The following is a 21,244-nucleotide window of genomic DNA, read 5'->3' on the forward strand; positions in this document are numbered from 1 at the left end:
ATACGGCAGTGACCTTCGGCAGCACGGAAGCTGTCGTAGAGGCTATAGGGACACTTCTTACGAAATCAAAAGCCGCGCCGTGTCACTGAAGTGTTCGCACATTCAGCAACAGGCTATAAATCTAATGAAACAGAAAATCTAGAACAGGCATAACTCTTTCAAAGCACGAATCTCACCACGAAGCGCTTCGCTTTCACAGAGGTCACGGAGAAGAGCGTAAAGAAAAAGATCTAAATGTTGGATGCCAGTCTTTTACAGTTGTTATTGTTCTAGCAGTTGCTTTTCTTCGTGTAGTGTAGCGTAGCGCTCCGTGTCCTTCGTGGTGAATATCTTTTGTCCAAAAATGAGTTGAACGAAGCCCTCCGCGGTTGTGATCATCAAGCGAATTAGAGAAGCAAATTCGATGAGATGAATGCAGAGGTGTGAATACGGCAGTGACCTTCGGCAGCAGGGAAGCTGTCGTAGAGGCTATAGGGACACTTCTTACGAAATCAAAAGCCGCGCCGTGTCACTGAAGTGTTCGCACATTCAGCAACAGGCTATAAATCTAATGAAACAGAAAATCTAGAACAGGCATAACTCTTTCAAAGCACGAATCTCACCACGAAGCGCTTCGCTTTCACGGAGGTCACGGAGAAGATCGTAGAGCAAAAGATTAAAATGTTTGATGACGAGCCTTTTACTGTTGCTTTTGTTCTAGCTGTTGCTTTTCTTCGTGTAGCGTAGCGCTCCGTGTCCTCCGTGGTGAATAGCTGTTGTCCAAAAACGAGCGGAGCTTTAGTCATAACTCAAAAGCCTAGTGGCGCATTTAGGCCTACAGAAAACACCCATTCCCCATCGAAGTTGCCGAAGTTCGTTGGAATAAATCGCGTGATGCCGACAGGGATGTCGGCGTAGCTTTCGCGGGGCAGGATGCCCCATCGGAAGTGGTAGTGATTTATCCATAAGTATGAGGCCCGTATCTAATGCATGTAACTTCGTCTGGGGCGCTGAGGGTTCGCTAAGGGGGACAAGCGCTTTCCCCCTTGGCTCGGGTGTGGGCGAAGCGCCACGACGTTAGTTGTTAGACGCAGTCTAACTTGGAGTTTGTGTGTGAGCTGGAAGCTCACGACCTTTATCAAGCGCCGCTTGATTCAAACGCCTTGGAGGCGATTCCGACTTGTCTGGCTTTGCTTCCAGCAACATTATCCACTATGGTGTCACAATATTAAACACGCCTTTTGGCTTATCGAGAGAAGAGAAAAAGCTGACTAAATCCAGCTTACTGCCCTCTATCTGCAGTTCATCAGAAAACAGCACCTCTTTAGCACCGGCATTACCTATGATGAGATCGACAAACAACTCATGACTGATGTTAAGCGTCGCGTTAGCCTTAGCGGACTTAGGTGCGAGTTTATGGTGCATAACTGCATTTTTAAGGCTTAATACGTAGTTTTTATCGAGATCGATAAAGTTAATATTGAGCACTAAATCTTCACCAAAAACGTCAGGCCCAATCACCCGAGATGCCATTGACTGCATAAAGTTTTCTACTGGCGATTGCAGTAAGATCTGTTTCATTGACGCCAAATCAATCCCCTTATCAGGAGTGCCATGGCGTAGCTCATAGGCAGCAGTCAGATACACGTCACGCCAAGGTGCTGATTCGGCTTGATAACCCAGCTGATCATAAATGTTGGCAAGCAAGCCTTTAGCCTGCTCCTCATCAGGCTCAGCCACCACTAAATGATTTACTAGCTCAGCTGCCCAGCGATACTCGCCAGCAGCAATAGCCTTATTAACCGCAGCTATGATCTTGTCAGCGCCGCCCATCAGCTCTACATACCTAATCGATGATGCCGTAGCGGGTAATCGGTCAAGATTGACTGGATTAGCGTCATACCAGCCTAAATAGGCTTGATACACGGCTTTAGCATTATGCTTTACCGTGCCGTAGTAACCACGTGTGGCAAATGTGTTGGATAGCGATGGTGGCATCTGAATTTGTTCGGCGATTTCTGCAGGCGTCAGTCCAGCGTTGAGCATCCGCACTGATTGATCATGAATATACTTATAAGTATCTCGCTGCTTTTCTAGAAACTCATTAACCTTTTCCTGACCCCAAATTGGCCAGTGATGACTGCCAAAATACACTTTAGTGTCGCGCTGAGCGGTTAATGCCTCGTTGATAGCCCGACTCCATGTCAGCGCATCTCTGACCTTAGCACCGCGCAAGGTGTACAGGTTATGCATATTCTTTGATACAAGCTCAGCTCCGCAATAAGCCTGCTGCTCTGGTAAGTAGAAGGTAAATTCTGCCGGTGCTTCTGAACCAGATACAATTTGGAACTCGAACGGCACACCATCAATCATTAGAGCCGAGTCTTGCTCAATGGTTATCGTCGGGCTCATGATCCCAAACTGGCCAAAGGCAGGCTCCTTACCTAATCCAGAGCCAATATGTCCGCGCGCTGAACGCGGTAGCTGCTTACCATACATATACATAGCACGGCGGCTCATGGCGGTTCCTGCCATCACATTTTCGCTGGTCGCCTCGTGCATAAAGCCTGCGGGGGCAATCACATCGACACCATCAAAGGAGTCCTGTCCTTGTGCTAATAAGCCTAATGCGCCGCCAAAGTGATCCATATGGCTGTGAGTAAAAATGATGGCTGATACGGGTCGCCGCCCCAATGTGTTATTAACAAACTCAAGTGCGACCTTAGCTGTTTCTGCCGTGGTCAGCGGATCAATAATAATCCAACCGCTATCGCCCCTAATCACCGTCATGTTGGCTAAATCAAAACCCCGTAACTGATAAACATCAGTTGTCACCTCAAACAAACCATCGATATTATTTAGACTCGCTTGACGCCACAGACTGGGGTTCACACTCGCAGGCGCCTCACCCTCAATAAAATCATAAGCGGTTCTATCCCAAATAACCTCACCGTTTGCGCCATCGACCTTAAGCTCAGGCATTCTGGCGATAAAACCGCGATTTGCGTCCTCAAAATCCTGCACATCTTCAAATGGCAGCTCAGATAAAACGGCTTGATTTGCGACTGCTGTGTGTGAGCTTGCTGGCGTAAAACCTGCATTATCAACCGCGGTAGGGGAAACTGTTGAGGAGCTGTTGTCTGGCTGGCATCCGATGACTAAAAGTGCAGTTAACCCTACAAATAAAGCGGGGTTGAGTGTCTGTTTTTTTGTTTTTATTAGCATGTGTAATGGCTCGCATGTTAAGAACTACAAACCAACCTATTACACAATGATAACATTGCAGTTATCATTTTTCGCCAAACTGATTTCTAAACTGATTATCAAAACCCAAACTAAGCTGAATTTACGCTAGATGATTAACCGCTGCCGAGTGCCTATATTGCGAAGGGCTAATCCCTCGCCACGCTTTGAATGAGCGGGTGAAGTTACTCACGCAGCTATAGCCTAATGTATCTGACAGTAAGTTAATGGGCATATTGGTTTGCGTAAGATAATGTAGAGCAAGCTCTTGACGCTTAAGTTTTAATAGCGCTCTAAAACCTGTGCCTTCAAGCTGTAGATAGCGACCTAAACTCCGTTCACTGATATTGTACATCTGAGCGATTTTCGCCGCTGTAGGCTCTTGATTAAGCAAGATTGCATGGATCCCTTGACTGGTTTTTTGTCGCCAACTCAATGCCTGCATATCATGTAAGTATTGACGCACGGCCAGCTCATTTGACTCGGCCACGTGAGAATTTTTAGTCAGCGCGGTCTGCTCCAGCACGCTTCTGTCCATCCACATACAGTTATCAGCTGCATTCATCACCACAGGGCAACCGAAACAGTCTTGCCATGGTTGCTTTAATTTAGGCTCACGGCGCATTAATTCCACTTTGCGCACAAAGTGTCGATGGCCGACCATCTGCTTACCATGCTGCATCAAGCTGCTAAAAAACGCATCGATCGCTAACTCACTGATCTCGACACCTTTTAGAGGGCTGATAGTAAAACCCAGCCACTGCGGTGTACGTTGCAAGCGGATCTGGCCACCGTTACTCACCAGAGCGGAATAATCAGGGAGAGCTTCAAAAGCTTGTGCTAATGAGTCACTACTTACCATGAGTTTCCCCAAAGAGTGAAAATGCATAGGGAAAGCATACTGACCAACCATGAGCCCAAACGCATCTGATGCTGACGCCTGCTCGGCCGCTCGCCAGAGTCGCGTCATTTTATCGATTTTAACACGGCTATCAGGCTGAGCTTCGAGTGCGTGAAGATCTAATCCCACTCGCTGAAATACAGCCTTAGGCTCTATTTTACTGACACTTAACGCTCTAGCTATCGCCAAGGACCACGCGGCTATCGTAGTGTAATTTGCGCAGCTCAACGAAGTTGCCAGCCTTTAAATAGGCTCATAAAAAGAGCAGAGGAATTAAATGGGATCACAGTGATTCACCATGACGACGGATATGACTAATCAGTCCTTGTTTATCAAACTCTAAGGTAACCACACTCATGCGGTCGATATCCAACACCTGACTTTGACCTGTTGGCTTAATTTTGCCTTTTTCCACCAGCTTTAGTACGACAACATTAGGACCGACCACCATCTGCTGAAGCTGCACTTGGTTTTCTAAGGTTTGTTGTTTCATCTTCTCAATCAGGCGGGCGCGTAATTTGGTTTTATCGGCAGAAAAAGTCACCTTATAGTGAACATACTCATCGATAAAACTCTCAGATAACAGACTAAGGTAATGGTCAATATCCTCAACTCCACTATCGAGCCTTTGTCTAGCATTCTTAGCCGCAACAAACTCCACCCCTTTTTGCTCAAGCTGTACTTCGCTCAAGCCTGCGGATGCAAAGCTATAGTTTGCAAACACTAAACTTGTAAAAGAGAGTATTAAAAAAACCAGCACCCTATTACACATAATCAATCCCTATTGCCTGATAGTGGTAAGACCCTGTTTTCAAATCGTGTTTTAAAAGCGAGCTCATTTCACTAAGTGACTAACTCTATATTTCGCGCAAATTTTACTCACTAAAAACAGATTATCAGCTTTGATAGATAGCTGTCATCTATAGCGCTTATCTATAGCGCTTATCTAAAGCACTTATCTAAAGCACTTATCTATAGCTCTTATCTAAAGCACTTATCTAAAGCACTTATCTAAAGCACTTATCTAAAGTGTGATAATAAAAAAGGCTCAAAGGAGAACCTTTGAGCCTTTAAGGCGAGTCACTGACTAAGTCATATTAGCAAGGCTAATTAGTAACCGTAGCCCGTCACTTCCGACCAATTTTTATCGACTTCTTGCTTAATAAATTGCTGCTTTTTCTCGGTGAGTTTATCAAGCTTAATCCCAACAGCAGCCTGAGCCGACTGTTTGCTGCTAATGTCAGGATAATTGACCTTAGTCACATCAAACATCTTGAGAATTTCAGCTAATGATTCACGAGCGTACTTTACTTGTTTAATCGACATATCAAGTAACGCATTACCTTCCTGAGGGTTATGTGCATACAAACCGTGAGACGCCATAGCAAAATCCCAGCGCCACTGAGAATGACGAATAGCCATTATTGCATCATTCATCTGCGGCCAGGTTGCACCCGCATCCCAAGCTGCGGCTGCTTCATAGTGCGCTTTCACCAAAAGTCCTTCGACTTCTCGCGCCTTGGCATTAATTGTCGCCTTGCTGTTCTCAAGTGATTTAATAATCGTCTTTTCACTCTTATGGCAGTTTTGGCACACCGAATCAAAATGGTCCAGCGCTTTACTTACCTTATGGCTAGTAAACGTATTACCTTCTTTGTCAGTCTCTTCAGGCATATGGCAGGTAATGCACGTGACCCCAGCTTCAGCATGCTTACTGCGGCTCCAGTGTTCAAACTCTGGGTGACGCGCCTTTAAGATAGGCGTTTTAGATATCGGATGGATCCACTCATAGAAGCGGCGGGTATCGTAATATTTTTCAATGTCATCGACATTGTTACCGAAGATCCAAGGGATATTAACCTTGTCGCTGCGCTCAGGTTGGAAATAGTAAGTCACATGGCATTGACCGCACACCTGCGCGCCTTGCATATTGGTATCTTGCTTATCAAAAGGCAGATGTACTTTTGCCATCGCATCTTGAGCATGAGGACGTGGCATAGCAAGCTCAGCCTTACCGTCCACATGGCAATCGGTGCAGTACACCACACTGTTGACTTCAGTACCTACATCAGTAAAGTTTTTGGCAGAAAAACCTTCAACACCGAGCTCTTTCATTAATCTTGGCGCATCGGGTGTCTTACAAGTCCAACAGCTTGCCGACAGCCCCTTTTCTCCTGCAGCAGGAGCGACGCCAGTACGTAGCGTATGAGTCACATCTGCAACCGCAAAATGGTGCCCACGAGGGCTGTTATATTCTTTTGCAAATGAAGAACCTGCCCACAAAATAATGGCAGCTGGATAACTCGCTAACATATCTTCACGTTCTGTTTGATCAGACGTTTGTTGCCAGCTTTGGTACTGCACCGGAAATTTTTCTCTAAGCGCTATGTCTCTTTGCTGTTGCTCTTTGGCTGCAACGGTCTGAGCATTCACGTTTTCTTGTGCTTGCAGATTCATTATCGGTAGTAGGCAAGCGAAAGATATCACCCCAGCTATTTGTTTCAGATTATTTACTGTCATTTATGTCTCTATCAACCTTATGTACTGACTTAATTATTTATTATAAAAGCTCTTTTACCTAACCAGGTCTGCCATCGATACGTGGCTTTGACAAGATGACCGTATAATTGACCACAAACATCGCAAACGCTAATGACCACAAACCACCCGCCAGCCACAACCACATTTGATATTGTCCAGGCGCAACGATTGGCATCACTGAGCGCAGTATTGCCGCAACGGGTAAGCAAGCAAAAGCCAGCGTCATATTAGGTCCTTCATAGATATTACGGCTGGTGTGCCCAAGTGATACCCTTGAGATCATCGATAGACAAATTCCCGCTAATGTTCCGATAGCAAACAGATGTAGCAAATGTCGGTATGCCATTGAATCATCGATATTCCAAGCTAATAAAAATAATGTTATCGGCAAAAATAAATAAGCAATATGCAAAGACCACAGCATAGGCTCTTTCAATGTTTTGTGGGGGAACCAGCGCGCCCAACGTACAAAATGCAGTGCGGATGCCACAAACAATAGAACTTGCTCAACGCCTTTTGGTAACACTTGGCTAATCGCTTGGATCACTAACAAGATCATTATAACGATTAAGCTTTTTTCCAGTACAGGTATCGGATTTGGCTTGGTTTGTTTAATCCTGATTGCGGTGAAAAATGGAATGACACGACCGCCAACAATGGTGATTAATAAGCCAAGCCACCAAAGCATTGCCTGCCAAATTTGCTGACTAAGGGAAAAATCTCTTTGACTCAATGCGTAATAACTTAACAAGTTTATGCACATAGCCACCAGCAACATGATAGGAAAACCAATGTTATGCCATTGCTTCACTTTATAGATACAGTGCCAGAGCTTAATCGCTGTCAGGGTTAAAAATAGGGAATCAAAAAGAGCTGGCAGCCACAAGGGGATTGAAACAGGTAACAATAAGGTAAGCCTTGCTAACAACCAACAACTGAATGTTAGCGCCAGTGCCCACCCTTTCATCCCCGGCTGATTAGTCCAAGTTTGCACCGAGGTCAGTAAAAAACCACAAACAATGGCTAGTGCAAAACCAAATAACATTTCATGCGGGTGCCACCAGAGCGGCACCACTTTTACCCAAAAATCAGTCTGAAATAAACTATATTGAGGATAAAACCAGGTCAGTAACCATAAGGGCACAAATAACATCGCTATGCTTGCACCACCTAAGAAAAAAGGTCGAAACCCCAAACGAAATATAGCTGGGATTTTTTCAATCTCTTTTGGATCATCAATATTTAGCATAACGCCAACCTTTTATAACAAGCATTTTAAATGCGACTTTATTTATTATTAGTGTATCTACGTCAATCAGTGATAACAATTGATATTAATGGTGATTACAACTTATGTGAACTGTGTTGCTATCTCGCTGTTTTTACTTATATCCTAATAGGTAGAATGGTTGTAGTGGTCAACTAAGATCGTGGCCAATATTAGTTGACCACTACAGGTTCACTAAACCTGAGGGAGAGGTGTTAATAACTCATTAAACCTGAATGCGGGTTCATTAATAATAGCCACGATTAATTGGCGTTACCTACTTTGGCTTTACGAAATGATTAACCTTAATATCAAACCTGAATTTAAACGTTAGGCTTGCTAAAATCGATATCAACTCCCCCCTAAAAACACTTATTGCATCTTCTTGTCTGTGCTAGATTTAATAGCAATCGACTATGTAAAGTGACTGGATATCAAATGGCACTCGCGGCAAAAAAAATCCTCGTATTATATGCGCACCCTTCGCAGGAACGATCTGAAATCAACAAACCACTTTTTAATGCAACGCAGCAGCAACCCAATGTGACAGCTGTCGATCTCTATGCCGAGTACCCCACGTTTAGAATTAATATCGATAAAGAGCAGCAAAGGCTCATAGACCATGATGTCATTGTGTTTATGTTTCCATTGTATTGGTATTCCACTCCTGCGATTTTGAAAGAGTGGCAAGATCTGGTTTTAGAGTACAACTTTGCCTATGGATCAAACGGTAACGCACTGGAAGGTAAAATCTTTCTGTGTGCGTTAAGCGCTGGAGGGCGTGAAGCCGCTTATAAAGAAGATGGTTTTAACCATTTTACACTTAGAGAATTACTGCGGCCTCTTGAGCAAACGGCCAATCTAACAGGTATGAAGTTTATTGCTCCTTTTGCTATTTTTTGCGCCCGAACCGCCCTTGAGGAAAACCGAGTTCATATCCACGTTGAAAAATGGACTCGAATATTAACCGCACTCAGTGAAGATAGATTCGATATCGAACTCGCAAAGTCACTCGACAAATTAAATGCTCACCTTGACCAGTTGATTCAGGAGCACTAATGACAGCTTACTTTATTCAAGCTTTTATCTATCTGTGCGCCGCAGTCATCGCCGTGCCCATCGCCAAGCGGTTAGGCCTAGGCTCTGTGCTAGGTTATCTTATCGCAGGCGTGGTAATCGGCCCGATCATTGGCTTAGTCGGCACAGAAACCAATACGCTGCAGCACTTTGCCGAGTTTGGTGTGGTGATGATGCTATTCCTTGTCGGCTTAGAGCTAGAACCTAGAATGCTATGGGATATGCGCAACAAGCTCATTGGTTTAGGTGGATTGCAAGTGGGCTTATCAATACTTGTTGTCATGGGGATCGCCATGGGCTTTGGCTACGGTTGGAGCGTCGCGTTGACCATAGGTATGATTTTCTCGCTGTCTTCAACCGCCATCGTATTGCAGACGTTCAATGAAAAAAGCTTATCGAAAACCGAAGGCGGAAAAAACGCTTTTTCCGTCTTGCTGTTCCAAGATATCGCCGTTATTCCCATGTTGGCATTTATCCCTCTGCTTGCGCTACCTGAGCTTGTTGCAAAAGCGCAGTCTGTTGCACAAAGCGCTGCTGGGCATCATGAAGAGCTCTCTCTAGTTGCCGGACTTCCAGGCTGGGCTTATGCGATAGTGGTACTGCTAGCGATTGCTAGCGTGGTTGTTGGCGGTCACTTTTTAAGTCGGCCTCTGTTTCGCTACGTCGCAAGCTCAGGTCTGCGTGAGATATTCACTGCCACCGCATTGATGTTAGTGATAGGTATTGCCGCTCTGATGAGCCTAGTCGGTTTATCGCCAGCATTAGGGACCTTCCTTGCAGGCGTGGTACTTGCAAACAGTGAGTTTAGGCATGAGTTAGAGTCAAATATCGAACCCTTCAAAGGGCTGCTTCTAGGGCTGTTTTTCATTACTGTTGGTGCAGGCATTAACTTCGACGTGCTGTTCGATAATATTGGCCCGGTTATGGCGATGACATTCGCTGTAATGCTAATCAAAGCCGTGGTGTTATTAGTGTTGGCATTTATATTTAAGATTCGTGGAAGTGACCGTTGGCTTTTTGCTCTGAGCTTAGCTCAAGCAGGTGAGTTTGGTTTTGTCCTGCTAAGTTATACGGTGCAAAATAATGTTATTTCAAATGAATTTGCACACATTTTATCGCTAGTCGTAGCCCTTTCTATGTTCCTTACACCGGGTCTATTTATCCTGTTCGATAAAGTTATTTTACCCCGCTACGAACAAACAGAAAATAGCCGAGAGCCAGACGACATTGACGAAAAAGGTACCGTTATTATTGCCGGAGTTGGTCGCTTTGGTCAGATAGTTAACCGCCTACTGGTCACTAATGGTGTAAAAACGGTGGTACTTGACCACGAGGTACAACAGGTTGAAAACTTAAGAAAAATAAACACTAAAAGCTTTTATGGTGATGCAACAAAACCTGACTTATTACACACCGCAGGTATCGAAGAGGCCAAAATGCTTGTGATTGCAATCGATGATCCTGAGCGAGCTGTAGGCCTAGTCGAATATATAAAGCATACCTATCCTCACATTATAGTTATGGCGCGTGCCTTTGACCGCAGACACCTTTATCGCCTACGTAACGCTGGCGCCGACTTTATGGTAAGCGAGACATTCCATTCAGCTTTAAACCTTGGTAAACATGCGCTAATAAGATTGGGCGTGCATCCATTTAAAGCAGAGCAGCAGCGGGCAACCTTCTATGAAACCGAAGTGATACATAAAGACACGCTGTACGAAGCCTGGAAGCAAGTGACAGAAGATGATAAATACTTAGTCCATTATCGTGACATGTTTATCCAGCTAGAAGAAACCTTGAGCGCGGCAATGAAGGATGAACGCTATCGGAGCTTCTCGAAAATGGAGCGAGGCTGGACGCCACCCCCTAAAGAAAATCACACAGAATTTTCGCAATCTGAAACGGATTAACATTCCACGTTTTATGATTAATCGACTGATCAAAAAAAGCCCTGACAACCAAAGTTGCTAGGGCTTTACATTTACTATCTAACAATAAAAAATTGCTTTTAAGGCGTTAAAGCAAGTTCATCTCTTGAACTTTTTCATGGGCAATTTCTGGTGTTGTAACAACTGGCTTAGAATGCAAATCAGCCTTCAGTTGTCCTTTACGATGCTTTAGTGCCGCATCGAGTTTTTTAGCTGCGCTGGTAATTGCTGGATACATAACTGAATCATTACCAGAAGCTGAAATACTGCTTCCCTCATAATTGGTTCTAATTTCAACCTGAAATTGGCCGTGCTCTTTAGCAATAATAATATCTAGTGCTATCAGGGTTGGGAAATGACTCTCTATCTTCGAAAACTTCTCTTGGACATGCTGCCTAACTACGTCAGTAATATCAACGTGGTGACCAGAAAGATTTATTTTCATAGGTTTTCCTTTTTACAATGATTTCATCTAATACATTTGGGTCTTTCGCTTTAAATTACAAGCTTTTATTAAAAATAATTCACATAAAACTTGTTATCAAAAAGTGGTATTTATCGCTACAGCCCAGTGTTTATAAGGAAAAATCAAATTTTGTTATATTGGTAGTTTCCATCAAACAGCCATCTAGCTATGGTTAAAACATAATCTAAAATAGCTTTTCCTTGTGAGTGTGGAGAATTAGCAAGCAACAAGCTAAACGCTAATAGCTCCTCTACTAATTTAGACAAAAATTAGCGTCTTGGCTTGATTTTTATCACGATTTCATCAAAAAATTTAAATTAATTTTGATGTTAACTTCACATCAAACACTTACAGGCAGAAAAATTTACAATTACAATCTTAAAACGGTTGAATATAACTCTACTCTGCAACTGCCACTACTCCGAAAACCAGCGCGCTATTTGCAACATCGCCCTCAAGTCTAAAACTTTTGCGCGCAAATACGAATAAAAGCAACTCCTATTCCACTGACTTTATGACCCTTTGGAGTACAGCTTAACTGCACAAAAATGTGATCCAACAATATGACAATATTCAAGTTGCTAACGAACTGTTACGAGCGCAAGACGACTTAACTGATCACGCTGATCACGCTAAAGATTGGCATATTAGCTTCCCTACCGACCGTAAGCCTTACATGAGCTATGGTTGGCAGACACTGCCGGAAGAGGGCCAACGCCGCGGTCAATTTATCGAGCCGTTCGCGCCAATTAAAGGCGATGAACTTATTACCGTTGCGGTCAATAACCCAAGCGATAAAAGTCGCCAAATTAATTTTTACTATGACACGGGCTAAGCCATTACCGATAGAAGAACGGCGATTACTTTTAATGGTGCGATCGGTGAACAGCTAAGTCCTGGCCTCGGGCCCAACTCTGGCGCACAAAATACCCACGATACATTAATCGCCCTGCATACCGGACGATTTGCGAGCCTCTGCTACGAGCCTTATTTTTCATTAGTGGTTTTTTAGGCTGCGCCATGATCACAACAGCTACCTTACTCTGGGCTGTTAAAATTCGTCAAAATCAACAGAAGCAGATAAAACAAGGCGCTAAAACCAGCTTCGGCTTACGTTTGGTTGAAGGCTTAAACTTAACATTCATCACGGACTACCTTTGGCTACAGCAAGCATAATGTCTTAGCTAATCAAGCAACAACACGCACTGTAAACAATGAGGTTAGACCCCCAACTTCATCATAGATAAAGCAAGGAATATAGGCCGTGATTAGGGTTTAGTTATCTTGCATTTGGACTCTTTGCGCTGGCTATGTTTTCTCATTACCGAGAGTCATTTGGTAAAGTCCCCAGTCCACAGCAAGCCCAGTTACTTTATTTTGCAGGCTGGATTGGTATAAGTGGCACATATTGGGGATGTATTACTAGCAAGCTTATTGAATATCGACTCATTCTTCACTTCAAAGACAGTTCAGCTTACGTACAGCGAAATGACGTTAGAATATTGTCATATAAATCAACTTATGACTGAGGCCCTATGCTTATTTCACACTCGCCCCCGCTACCATTGAGCACCGAACAGGCTCAAATGACCCAGTCGCCAAACCTGTCGCAACCAAGTCAGTCTCAACCAAGTCAGTCTCAACCGAGTCAGTCGCAACCGAGTCAGTCTCAACCAAGTCAGTCTCAACCAAGTCAGTCTCAACCAAGTCAGTCTCAACCAAGTCAGTCTCAACCAAGTCAGTCTCAACCGAGTCAGTCTCAACCAAGTCTGTCACAATCAAGCATGGCCACGCAGGTTAGCAATGCTCCTCTGCTCGCAAGTGACAAGAGTCTGAATTCGACTCAGCTTACTTTACAACAAGATACTGTAACCCTTAGTCCTCAAGCGATAGAACTAGCGAAGCAAAGTAGCGATGACTTACAAACACTACCAGTTGGCCCGACATTACCAAATGACGGAGACAAAATTGAGGTGTATGTAGAGTATAAAAAGGCAAAAATGCAGTATCAGATCTACTCAGATATAGCGAACATCGCTACAGGGAGTAACAATGGCACGTCCCCAGCAACGGCATATTATCTATCAAACAACGATGAAGCACGTGCAGCAACGGTCAACGCAAAAGCCCTGCAACAACAAGTAGCAAGCATGCAAACATATGTTGATACCACTAAAAGCCTTAACCAAGCGTCTTAATCAACTGCATTAATCAACTGCATTAATCAACTGCTTCGATAAAAGTACAATGAATCAGGCAAATCTATTCATTTAAGCTAAGGGGCTGTTGATTAAAATCAATTTACTCTATCCGCACTCGGAGTATGCTCCACTTTAATTATTTTCAGCAGCGGCGTATTGACTGGTAAAGTTAAGCCTAATCGATTACATCTAGTTATTAACTTTCGCTATCTACGCATCTAATTAAAGAGTTAGCAATATGAGCTTTAAAATCAACCTCCGCTGGATTGCAGCAGAGGAACCTATTGTTGATCCCCAGAGTTTTAGCCGCGATCACCGTATAACCTTTGGCAGTGGCCAGCAAATAAATGCATCTTCGGCGCCAGAGTACAGCGGAAGCATCGACAAAATAAACCCTGAAGAAGGCCTATTAGCAGCACTGTCTTCCTGTCATATGCTGACATTTTTAACCATTGCTCACCTAAAGCGTTTGCCTATAATCTCGTATCAAGATGATGCATACGCAGAGTTAGGCAAAAATGCAGCAGGTAAACTCTTTGTTAATAAAGTCGTGTTGCAACCAAAAATTGAGTTTGCAGAAGCAGTAGAGGCTGAGGTAATAGCTAAGATCCATGATAAGTCTCACAGCAATTGTTTCATTGCTAATAGCCTTAATCCAGAGACGCTCTTTGAAATAAAATACTAATACTAATACTAATACTAATACTAATACTAATACTAATCAGTATAGCTACAGATAAGTGCCAATCTATCACTGACGTTATCCATTTTAGTCTAAAAGTAAAAAAGCTAGGACATCACCTAGCTTTTTTCATTTTAACATTAAGCAGTACTAACCATCATTTTCGACAAAGTCGTCGGTAAAGTCAGTTTCCCAGTACTTATAGCCCTGCACAGTGGCTTGAGCAGCGGCACCCATCAGGTTAACTTGATAGGTCTTAACACCTGACACATCGACTGATTGGTTAGCCGATGCCTGATCGCCACTGCCTTCATATTCGGCACTGGCCTCTGCCTGCGCTTGTCCTTCGTAGCCAGACTCTTTAAAACGAGTTAACGCATCACGCTGAGAAAATGCTTGTACAAAGGCCATCTGTTTCCAGCCAATACCAGCACCAACACCACCCGTTGCAAAGCGGTAGTAAGAAATCTTGCTGCCTTCATGTAAAACACAGATCCCACCACCTGTAGATAAGGCAAATAAGTAACTATTACTACCGGTACAAACCACATAGCCTATAGAGTTTGCCACCGCAGTCTTAGCCGCTGGATGCTCAGTATAGATCTCCTGTAGCGCAGACTGGGTCTCTTCTCTGGCATGCATTTTCTTAGCTTCTGGCGTATCACCAGTCGCACAACCAGCAAGTAGTACTGGTAGGGCTACAGCTGCTAATTTAAGTTTATTTAGTCGAGACATCGTTTCATCCTTATCGATAAATGATGAGTGCGTGAAACACTCTTTGTTATCTTTGTTCATCAAAATTTCGCGCCATTTAATATATAGCATATGAATCAAGTTGTTGATTCAGTTATATATCATATATTTGCTTAACCAATGCTGTCCTCAATAAACATAGGTTGCATTAACATGCCTTAAAAATAATTATCACTTACAGGTTGTTGCGCTTTTTTAAGAATTTCCAGTTCCTTGACTCTAAAAAGAAAGAGGCAAAAATCATGTACACGCCCACTAGAAATAACTGCAAAATTCTTAGGTAAAAGTTGACTGCAACATCTTTATCGGTAGAGGAAACCGTTGATCCCACCACCACTAGCAATGCCGATAATATTCCAGCATAAAGCGGCGCTTTAGCAGGGTCAGCGTAAATTTTTTGCCCGAAGAACAAAGCGGCCAACATCGACATACCGATATAAAACTGTATCTCAGGCACTATGGTCAATAGGTTATAGAATACAACAGCTAACGCGCCACCAATGCCATTAGTCACTAGCAGAAAAAGGCTCACTTTAATGCTTTTTGCACCCGCTGCTTGCAAGGACAGAATAGCGATAAATATCATGGTTAATAGCGCACCAGAAATTTCAAAAAAATAGAAAAAGCAGATAACGGGAAAAGCAAGGATCAGTGCTCTAAACGCTTCATGGGTACGTTCGTCATGGCTCTGTTGCGCATCAGCTAATTGTTCTTTGTTAGGAGAGAGTTCGGGTAACAAAGCGTGAAGTAACGCGAATATCACTACGGCTACTACACCAGAAAAGCTTAAGCCCACACCAACAAGAATAGCGGCTCCGGGCTGTAGTAAACTCAAATATGGCAGTAGCAGCGTTGCCACAATGAAAATAGTAGCAAAGAAGTTCCAACGAGGATCGCTAAAAAGGTAATAGCCCCATAACATCATCATCGCGAGTAGCGGTAATAGCACCACAGGATATTGGGTAGGGCCAAAACTCACGATCCAAGCTAAACCGATAGTACAAATCATCGAGATCAACAATTCATACACGGTTTGCACTGTGGGCTCTTGTCTGTCGACTAAAAACTTGGCCACAAATACAGGAACAATAAATGCCAGCGGCCAAGCCCAAATAGCAGACACTGCCACCGCAAGGCCTATCCCTAAGGTAAAGCGCAATACCCTGCGAGTATATATAGCCTCTTTAGTCACTTCAGGCTTAGGCTTAGATTTAGGTTTGGTACTCACCTTAGCTAAGTCACTATTTGAGAGGTCATTATCTGACATAGGAGAACCAACTCACCACGCGGATCCAAAACTGGCCTAGGAGGTTAATAATGCTGTTATCACTAGTGTAAACAATTACATCAGCTTGACCACCTACACGCCTTAGCCCTACAGCTTCATCTGCTGGTAGTACTATCGTTACAGGAAATCGCTGAGATTGGCGTAACCAGCCCGTTTGACCAGTGACCTGAGCCAACTTGCCAGTCTGTTCACTCTGTCCCCAGTCGACTCCGTAATCGATACTGCCGACTTTAGCTTTAAAGACTTCTCCTGGTGCATAATCGAGAGCAAATTCAACCTCATCACCCGGCTTCATATTGCCTAAGCTGTTTTCTCTAAAATAAGCCTCAATCCACACATCTTCGGATGAGATAAAGGTCATCACTGGCTGGCCAGCACTGGCATAAATGCCCTCTTTTAACCTAAAGTTTGATGCCACACCATCTGTCGGTGCAATAATCGATGTGCGCGCTAAATTTATCTGGGCTGTTTCTAAACTTAACAGAGCCGACTTTACATTCGTATTGTTCTCTCCCTCAGCGCCTAAACGCTCCTTGGCTTTGGCCAAGTCAGCTTTAGCACTCGCAACACCCGCTTCAGCCTTTGTCAGCTCTGCACGAGCATTGTCTGCATCAGCCTTGGACATCACCGCTTTATCGACCATGGCAAAAATTCGCTTTGACTGAACTTGAGCATTGGTTAAATTAGCCTGAGCATTGGTCACTTTAGCTTGAGCAGCTGCAACATTTGCCGTTTGAGCTCCCACATTTTGCCCTGCTTTTTTAAGAGATTGCTCCGCTTGATGCAGTGCGATCTCATAATCTTGCGGGTTAATTTTAGCCAGTACATCACCTTCTTTAATCAACGTATTTGGTTCAACCATAATATCGATAATTTCACCAGATACTTGCGGGCTAATAGGGACAACATAACCGCGAATACGGCCGAGATCCGTTGATGGGATAAACCTGTCAGCGATAAGATGAAATACGAATAAAAAACTTACCACGATTAAAATGATATTGGTCGCTTTGCGGATTTTGGTGTTCTTATTGTTTTCGGTTGGTTCAAGCTCTTCATTCTGCTTGTTGCTAGCTACATTCTCGTTAGCACTCACACCCTTCTCTTCCGTCATACTCATCCCTTTTGTCACCGATAAGCCTGTACTAATGGCTATTAGACAGGTGCTCAGCATTAGCGCCTGCAAACGTTCGAGTCACTGAGCTATTTTTAATCAGTTTAGTGTCTTAAACAGTTAACATTCAATACTTTTAACAAATTAATTTATAAGCGATTTATTTTCCGTTAAATAAAAAACAATAGCAGAATTGAACACTTATAGCGTGTTGGTAGCGATACTTGATGAGTTGAGGGGAATTGGCTTTATTAAAAATTACATAAAATAGGCGTTATTAACCTGGAAACTGCTTAGCCAATAACGCCCGAAACTTTAGGTTTGTCATGCTTGATAAACACAAGCACTAGTACAGATTAAAACGCTTGATGCACATCTTCAGCCATACCATTTTTCGGCATAGGCTTTGGACTAAATTCGGCAGCGGGTTGCTTTTCAAGCGCCTCTTTTAGATAACTTACCGCTCTATTTAATTGAGCATCTGTACCGCTAAATGTTGCATACGGCAAATTATCGACCTCAATATCAGGGCTAACGCCACGACCTTCAATTATCCAGCTGCCATCCATCGCATATTGTGGATACTCAGCCACGCGCGCCATACCTTTATCCGTTAATGAATTTCGACCTGATAACCACACTCCAGCGCCTGCAGTTTGCTTACCTATTAATGGGGCAATACCCAGTGCTTTAACTCCAGCAGAGAAGGTTTCCCCATCGGAATAGGTCAGCTGATCGGTTAATACCACAAGCTGGCCTTTAAAGGTCTGTTGCATATTACCCGATGGCGTACCATGAGTTGGCGCCCAAAATGCCCAGGTTCGACGCAGCAGCTTTTCGATGATCCAGCTATCAATATTGCCACCGCGGTTACGACGCACATCGATAATTAACCCGTCTTTATCTATGTTGGCATAAAACTCACGTGCAAAGCTTGAAATATCACCGCTACCCATGGCGTATAAATGCAAATAACCTATTTTACCCTCACTGTTTTTAGACACTTGATCACTGTTGTGATGCACCCAATCTTGGTATCTCAGTTTGGCATTTTTAGATGGACTCACGGGCTTAACTACTGTTTGGTGTGTTTTGCTACCGCGCTTAAGCGTGAGTAATACCTGCTTACCACTTTGGTTACGTAAAAGCTGAGTGACATCGGCAATATTGCTCAGTTGCTTCGCATTGATTGCCACAATCACATCGCCAACTTTCGCATTAACGCCCATTTGCTTAAGTGGAGCCGCTTGTGCAGGCAACTCTGGATCGCCTTGATAAATATGCTCAATAACCACACCAGCTTTAGTCTGCTCTAACCGCGCACCTAGACTGGCAGATTTTGCTTTATCAGCATCTTTTGGCGTATCACCACCACGAACTTGAGAATGAAGAGAGTCGAGCTCCCCCATCATCTGCATAAACAGATCGTTGAGCTCATGGCGGTCAGTTAGTCTATCGACAAGCGGCTGATATTTTACCTTAGTGGCTTGCCAATCAAGGCCACGCATGTTCTTGTCGTAAAAAGAATCACGGTGCATTAGCCACGCATCTTCAAATATTTGCTGCCATTCAGCAGCCGGGTCAATAGCAAGTTGCCATAGGTTAGCTTGTACTTTGGCATCATTAAGTTCTTTAGCAAGCTTATCTCCAGCATCGACAATCAACATCTCACGGCCTTGCTTAGATTGCTTACGAATAAATAACTTATCGCCATCTTGAGAAAGTGTAAACTCACCAACATCCGCAGAGAAGGTTTCAACTTTTGGACTGAGCGGATCAAATTTAACCAGCTTCAGCGTCGACTTGCCACTCGTCGTGCTATCGAGTAGGTAAAACTTATCTTTTGCCATCTGCAATGAATCGTAGTTACCCGCAGCAACCGGGACTTGCCATAATCGACTCGATAAGCCATCCCAATCAACTTGAGTCTCTACTTCATCATCAGGCTTTGCTGGTTCTGACATCAACTCATTAGGCTTTTGGAACGCAAAACGCGCACCTTCATTCAATGCAATAGCAAATACCTCGGTGCGCTTATTGAACATTGGTCCTAAATTTCTGTCTCCCCAAGGCGAGCTAGGAGTTGAAACGAACTTTCTATTCGATAGAAAGTATAGCCAGTCACCGTCAACACTAAAGCTTGGGGAAAAAGACTCATATTTATCGCTCGTTAAAGACTCTGCACGATTACTCTTTAAGGAGTACAACACAATTTGTGGCCGCGCCTTACCCATTTCAGCTTTGGTTAACGCAATAAAACGGCTATCGCCAGACCAAACAATATCTGCATAGGGCGCTAATCCCTCACCTTGAGTGATAATTTGCTTATTACTGCCTTTTTTAAGATCGAGTAGCCATACATTGCCGTCGTAATCATCGTGGGCAAGGTAACGTCCGTCGGGTGACAGATGCAGATTAAGCCTTAAGGTTTTACCGTCTTTAGTGAGTTGCTTAGCGTTGTCACTGCCATCGGCTGCAAATTGCCATATTTCTTGTTCACCGGAGGCATCACTAATACCGTAAACCCAAGCACCATCTTGGCTCATTAGCGCATTACGTACTCGGCTATGATCTGGTAATGCCATTTCAATCAAGCGTTGGCCATCAGTGCCGGCGATAGCCACATGGCTTCGAGCGGTGATCACAACCTTATCTCCCTTAGGTGATAAGGTCGTGGATGTTGCGTACTTCATTGGCTCTTTGACCCAGTGTTCGCGCTTTTGTGCAAAATCAGAGACAAGATCAATATCAAGGGTTTGCTCTTTGCCTGACGCGATATCAAACAATTTAATATCGGCGCCTTGCTGAAACACGATGCGCCCTTGATTTAATCTTGCGCCGCGAACTTGCCAGTCTTGGTAATGAGTGTGCTGCTTAACATCATCCCCTGCTGTCGACATAGACCAGATGTTGTCATTGCCATCACTGTCACTAATAAAATACAAGCGAGACAGCCATAACATAGGTTGCCTGACTGAACCTTGATGAGCCTGAGTCAGTGGTATAGCTTCTTGGTTACTGCCGAGCTTGAACTTCCACAGTTCGCCTTTAGCTCCACCGCGATATACCTTGGCATTGTCGCCTGTCGCTTGTAGACCAAAACGGGTGAAATAGACATATTCACTTTTATCATCAATTGCCCCTTCTATGGCGTCGGCTAGCGGTAAATCTGTCGTTAATAAGGTCTTAGGGTCAACCGTTCGCAGCACCCAATAATTAGCTGGGCCAAAAGCATTATCGGTTGAGTAAAGCACCTTGCCATCCGCGGTCCAGCCTTGTACACGGACTCGACTATTTTCAAAGCTGACACGCTTAGCTTGGCCACCAGCAATAGGAATGACGTAAACCTCGCTCGAACCTTCATAATTGGCCACATATGCAACTGACTTTCCATCAGGAGAGATGGTTGCCCCTAACTCTTGTGCCGGTAAACTTGTCAGGCGCGTTGCTTTAGAGTCTCCTAATGACTGCGTCCAAAGATCGCCTTCTGCTGTAAATACCAAGGTCTGCTGATTCAATGCTGGTGCACGAAAATAACCTGGGGTGACCGTGGACTGCGCGGCAAAAACGGGAGATATATTAAATGTGCCTAAGGCAAGCATGCAGCATGCAAGAGAGTGACGAAGTTTCATCTGAGCTACCAATCCTATTGTTATTATTGTTAATTAACTTTTAAAGCAACAAGGTAGCAAAGTTTTTACGACGCAGCAGCAAAATACTACTGAATAAGTATTAGCAAATGTGTTTCTTATTCCTTAAGTACAATTAAGCAAAAGCTGGCTTAGTTTTAGCTAATCAATAACT

16 protein-coding genes and 1 pseudogene are annotated in these 21,244 nt (G+C 43.8%); 7 read left to right on the forward strand and 10 right to left on the reverse strand.

Annotated features, from left to right (window positions below):
* Positions 1-1,191: 1,191 nt before the first annotated feature.
* From ACVBIL_RS14995 to ACVBIL_RS15015, 5 genes are all read right to left on the reverse strand, one after another.
* Positions 1,192-3,204: an alkyl/aryl-sulfatase gene (locus ACVBIL_RS14995; protein WP_447167777.1), complete on the reverse strand. Its 2,013-nt coding sequence runs from the start codon at positions 3,202-3,204 to the stop codon at positions 1,192-1,194.
* Between the two features lie 121 nt (positions 3,205-3,325).
* The gene (locus ACVBIL_RS15000; RefSeq protein ID WP_447167778.1) at positions 3,326-4,312 is read right to left on the reverse strand and encodes an AraC family transcriptional regulator ligand-binding domain-containing protein; all 987 of its coding nucleotides are present in this window, start codon (positions 4,310-4,312) and stop codon (positions 3,326-3,328) included.
* A 94-nt stretch (positions 4,313-4,406) separates the two neighbouring features.
* Complete coding sequence (locus ACVBIL_RS15005; protein WP_447167779.1) at positions 4,407-4,895, reverse strand: hypothetical protein; 489 nt, start codon at positions 4,893-4,895, stop codon at positions 4,407-4,409.
* Positions 4,896-5,233: 338 nt separating this feature from the next.
* Positions 5,234-6,643, reverse strand: coding sequence for an ammonia-forming cytochrome c nitrite reductase subunit c552 (locus ACVBIL_RS15010; protein ID WP_447167780.1), 1,410 nt, complete (start codon positions 6,641-6,643; stop codon positions 5,234-5,236).
* A 58-nt stretch (positions 6,644-6,701) separates the two neighbouring features.
* Positions 6,702-7,913: an NnrS family protein gene (locus ACVBIL_RS15015; RefSeq protein ID WP_447167781.1), complete on the reverse strand. Its 1,212-nt coding sequence runs from the start codon at positions 7,911-7,913 to the stop codon at positions 6,702-6,704.
* Between the two features lie 456 nt (positions 7,914-8,369).
* On the opposite strand from ACVBIL_RS15015, the gene ACVBIL_RS15020 reads away from it, so the two are divergent.
* Both ACVBIL_RS15020 and ACVBIL_RS15025 read left to right on the forward strand, forming a co-directional pair.
* Complete coding sequence (locus tag ACVBIL_RS15020; RefSeq protein ID WP_447167782.1) at positions 8,370-8,990, forward strand: NAD(P)H-dependent oxidoreductase; 621 nt, start codon at positions 8,370-8,372, stop codon at positions 8,988-8,990.
* Positions 8,990-10,918 carry a monovalent cation:proton antiporter-2 (CPA2) family protein gene (locus ACVBIL_RS15025; RefSeq protein ID WP_447167783.1) on the forward strand — a complete coding sequence of 643 codons (1,929 nt, stop codon included), beginning with the start codon at positions 8,990-8,992 and terminating at the stop codon, positions 10,916-10,918. The genes ACVBIL_RS15020 and ACVBIL_RS15025 overlap by 1 nt, the downstream gene beginning before the upstream one ends.
* Positions 10,919-11,024: 106 nt before the next feature.
* Here ACVBIL_RS15025 and hpf read toward each other — a convergent pair whose 3' ends face one another.
* Positions 11,025-11,381, reverse strand: coding sequence for a ribosome hibernation-promoting factor, HPF/YfiA family (gene hpf / locus ACVBIL_RS15030; protein ID WP_447167784.1), 357 nt, complete (start codon positions 11,379-11,381; stop codon positions 11,025-11,027).
* A gap of 571 nt (positions 11,382-11,952) precedes the next feature.
* On the opposite strand from hpf, the gene ACVBIL_RS15035 reads away from it, so the two are divergent.
* From ACVBIL_RS15035 to ACVBIL_RS15055, 5 genes and pseudogenes are all read left to right on the forward strand, one after another.
* Positions 11,953-12,237 carry a hypothetical protein gene (locus tag ACVBIL_RS15035; protein ID WP_447167785.1) on the forward strand — a complete coding sequence of 95 codons (285 nt, stop codon included), beginning with the start codon at positions 11,953-11,955 and terminating at the stop codon, positions 12,235-12,237.
* 185 nt (positions 12,238-12,422) lie between these two features.
* Positions 12,423-12,578, forward strand: a complete 156-nt coding sequence (locus tag ACVBIL_RS15040; protein ID WP_447167786.1) for a hypothetical protein — start codon at positions 12,423-12,425, stop codon at positions 12,576-12,578.
* A gap of 107 nt (positions 12,579-12,685) precedes the next feature.
* Positions 12,686-12,931 (forward strand): annotated as a pseudogene (locus ACVBIL_RS15045) (DUF3325 domain-containing protein); the annotation flags it as partial.
* Positions 12,932-12,937: 6 nt separating this feature from the next.
* Positions 12,938-13,600, forward strand: coding sequence for a hypothetical protein (locus ACVBIL_RS15050; RefSeq protein ID WP_447167787.1), 663 nt, complete (start codon positions 12,938-12,940; stop codon positions 13,598-13,600).
* 241 nt (positions 13,601-13,841) lie between these two features.
* On the forward strand, positions 13,842-14,288 hold the full coding sequence (locus tag ACVBIL_RS15055; RefSeq protein ID WP_447167788.1) for an OsmC family protein: 447 nt from the start codon (positions 13,842-13,844) through the stop codon (positions 14,286-14,288).
* Positions 14,289-14,435: 147 nt separating this feature from the next.
* Here the strand turns inward: ACVBIL_RS15055 and ACVBIL_RS15060 are convergent, their stop codons facing one another.
* The 4 genes from ACVBIL_RS15060 to ACVBIL_RS15075 form a co-directional block, all read right to left on the reverse strand.
* On the reverse strand, positions 14,436-15,020 hold the full coding sequence (locus ACVBIL_RS15060; RefSeq protein WP_447167789.1) for a lipid-binding SYLF domain-containing protein: 585 nt from the start codon (positions 15,018-15,020) through the stop codon (positions 14,436-14,438).
* A 193-nt stretch (positions 15,021-15,213) separates the two neighbouring features.
* On the reverse strand, positions 15,214-16,305 hold the full coding sequence (locus tag ACVBIL_RS15065; protein ID WP_447167790.1) for a DUF2955 domain-containing protein: 1,092 nt from the start codon (positions 16,303-16,305) through the stop codon (positions 15,214-15,216).
* Entirely contained in the window at positions 16,295-17,440 is a 1,146-nt protein-coding gene (locus ACVBIL_RS15070; RefSeq protein WP_447167791.1) for an HlyD family secretion protein, read from the reverse strand. The genes ACVBIL_RS15065 and ACVBIL_RS15070 overlap by 11 nt, the downstream gene beginning before the upstream one ends.
* A gap of 356 nt (positions 17,441-17,796) precedes the next feature.
* Positions 17,797-21,072 carry a S41 family peptidase gene (locus ACVBIL_RS15075; protein WP_447167792.1) on the reverse strand — a complete coding sequence of 1,092 codons (3,276 nt, stop codon included), beginning with the start codon at positions 21,070-21,072 and terminating at the stop codon, positions 17,797-17,799.
* Positions 21,073-21,244: the final 172 nt, after the last annotated feature.

The organism is Shewanella sp. 125m-7, assembly GCF_052977045.1.

Excerpts from the sequence above, each read along its gene's own strand:
- hpf (WP_447167784.1), bottom strand. The coding sequence starts at position 11,381 with ATGAAAATAAATCTTTCTGGTCACCACGTTGATATTACTGACGTAGTT.
- ACVBIL_RS15010 (WP_447167780.1), bottom strand. The coding sequence starts at position 6,643 with ATGACAGTAAATAATCTGAAACAAATAGCTGGGGTGATATCTTTCGCT.
- ACVBIL_RS15060 (WP_447167789.1), bottom strand. The coding sequence starts at position 15,020 with ATGTCTCGACTAAATAAACTTAAATTAGCAGCTGTAGCCCTACCAGTA.
- ACVBIL_RS15065 (WP_447167790.1), bottom strand. The coding sequence starts at position 16,305 with ATGTCAGATAATGACCTCTCAAATAGTGACTTAGCTAAGGTGAGTACC.
- ACVBIL_RS15015 (WP_447167781.1), bottom strand. The coding sequence starts at position 7,913 with ATGCTAAATATTGATGATCCAAAAGAGATTGAAAAAATCCCAGCTATA.
- ACVBIL_RS15020 (WP_447167782.1), top strand. The coding sequence starts at position 8,370 with ATGGCACTCGCGGCAAAAAAAATCCTCGTATTATATGCGCACCCTTCG.
- ACVBIL_RS15070 (WP_447167791.1), bottom strand. The coding sequence starts at position 17,440 with ATGACGGAAGAGAAGGGTGTGAGTGCTAACGAGAATGTAGCTAGCAAC.
- ACVBIL_RS15040 (WP_447167786.1), top strand. The coding sequence starts at position 12,423 with ATGATCACAACAGCTACCTTACTCTGGGCTGTTAAAATTCGTCAAAAT.
- ACVBIL_RS15075 (WP_447167792.1), bottom strand. The coding sequence starts at position 21,072 with ATGAAACTTCGTCACTCTCTTGCATGCTGCATGCTTGCCTTAGGCACA.
- ACVBIL_RS15005 (WP_447167779.1), bottom strand. The coding sequence starts at position 4,895 with ATGTGTAATAGGGTGCTGGTTTTTTTAATACTCTCTTTTACAAGTTTA.
- ACVBIL_RS14995 (WP_447167777.1), bottom strand. The coding sequence starts at position 3,204 with ATGCTAATAAAAACAAAAAAACAGACACTCAACCCCGCTTTATTTGTA.
- ACVBIL_RS15050 (WP_447167787.1), top strand. The coding sequence starts at position 12,938 with ATGCTTATTTCACACTCGCCCCCGCTACCATTGAGCACCGAACAGGCT.
- ACVBIL_RS15025 (WP_447167783.1), top strand. The coding sequence starts at position 8,990 with ATGACAGCTTACTTTATTCAAGCTTTTATCTATCTGTGCGCCGCAGTC.
- ACVBIL_RS15055 (WP_447167788.1), top strand. The coding sequence starts at position 13,842 with ATGAGCTTTAAAATCAACCTCCGCTGGATTGCAGCAGAGGAACCTATT.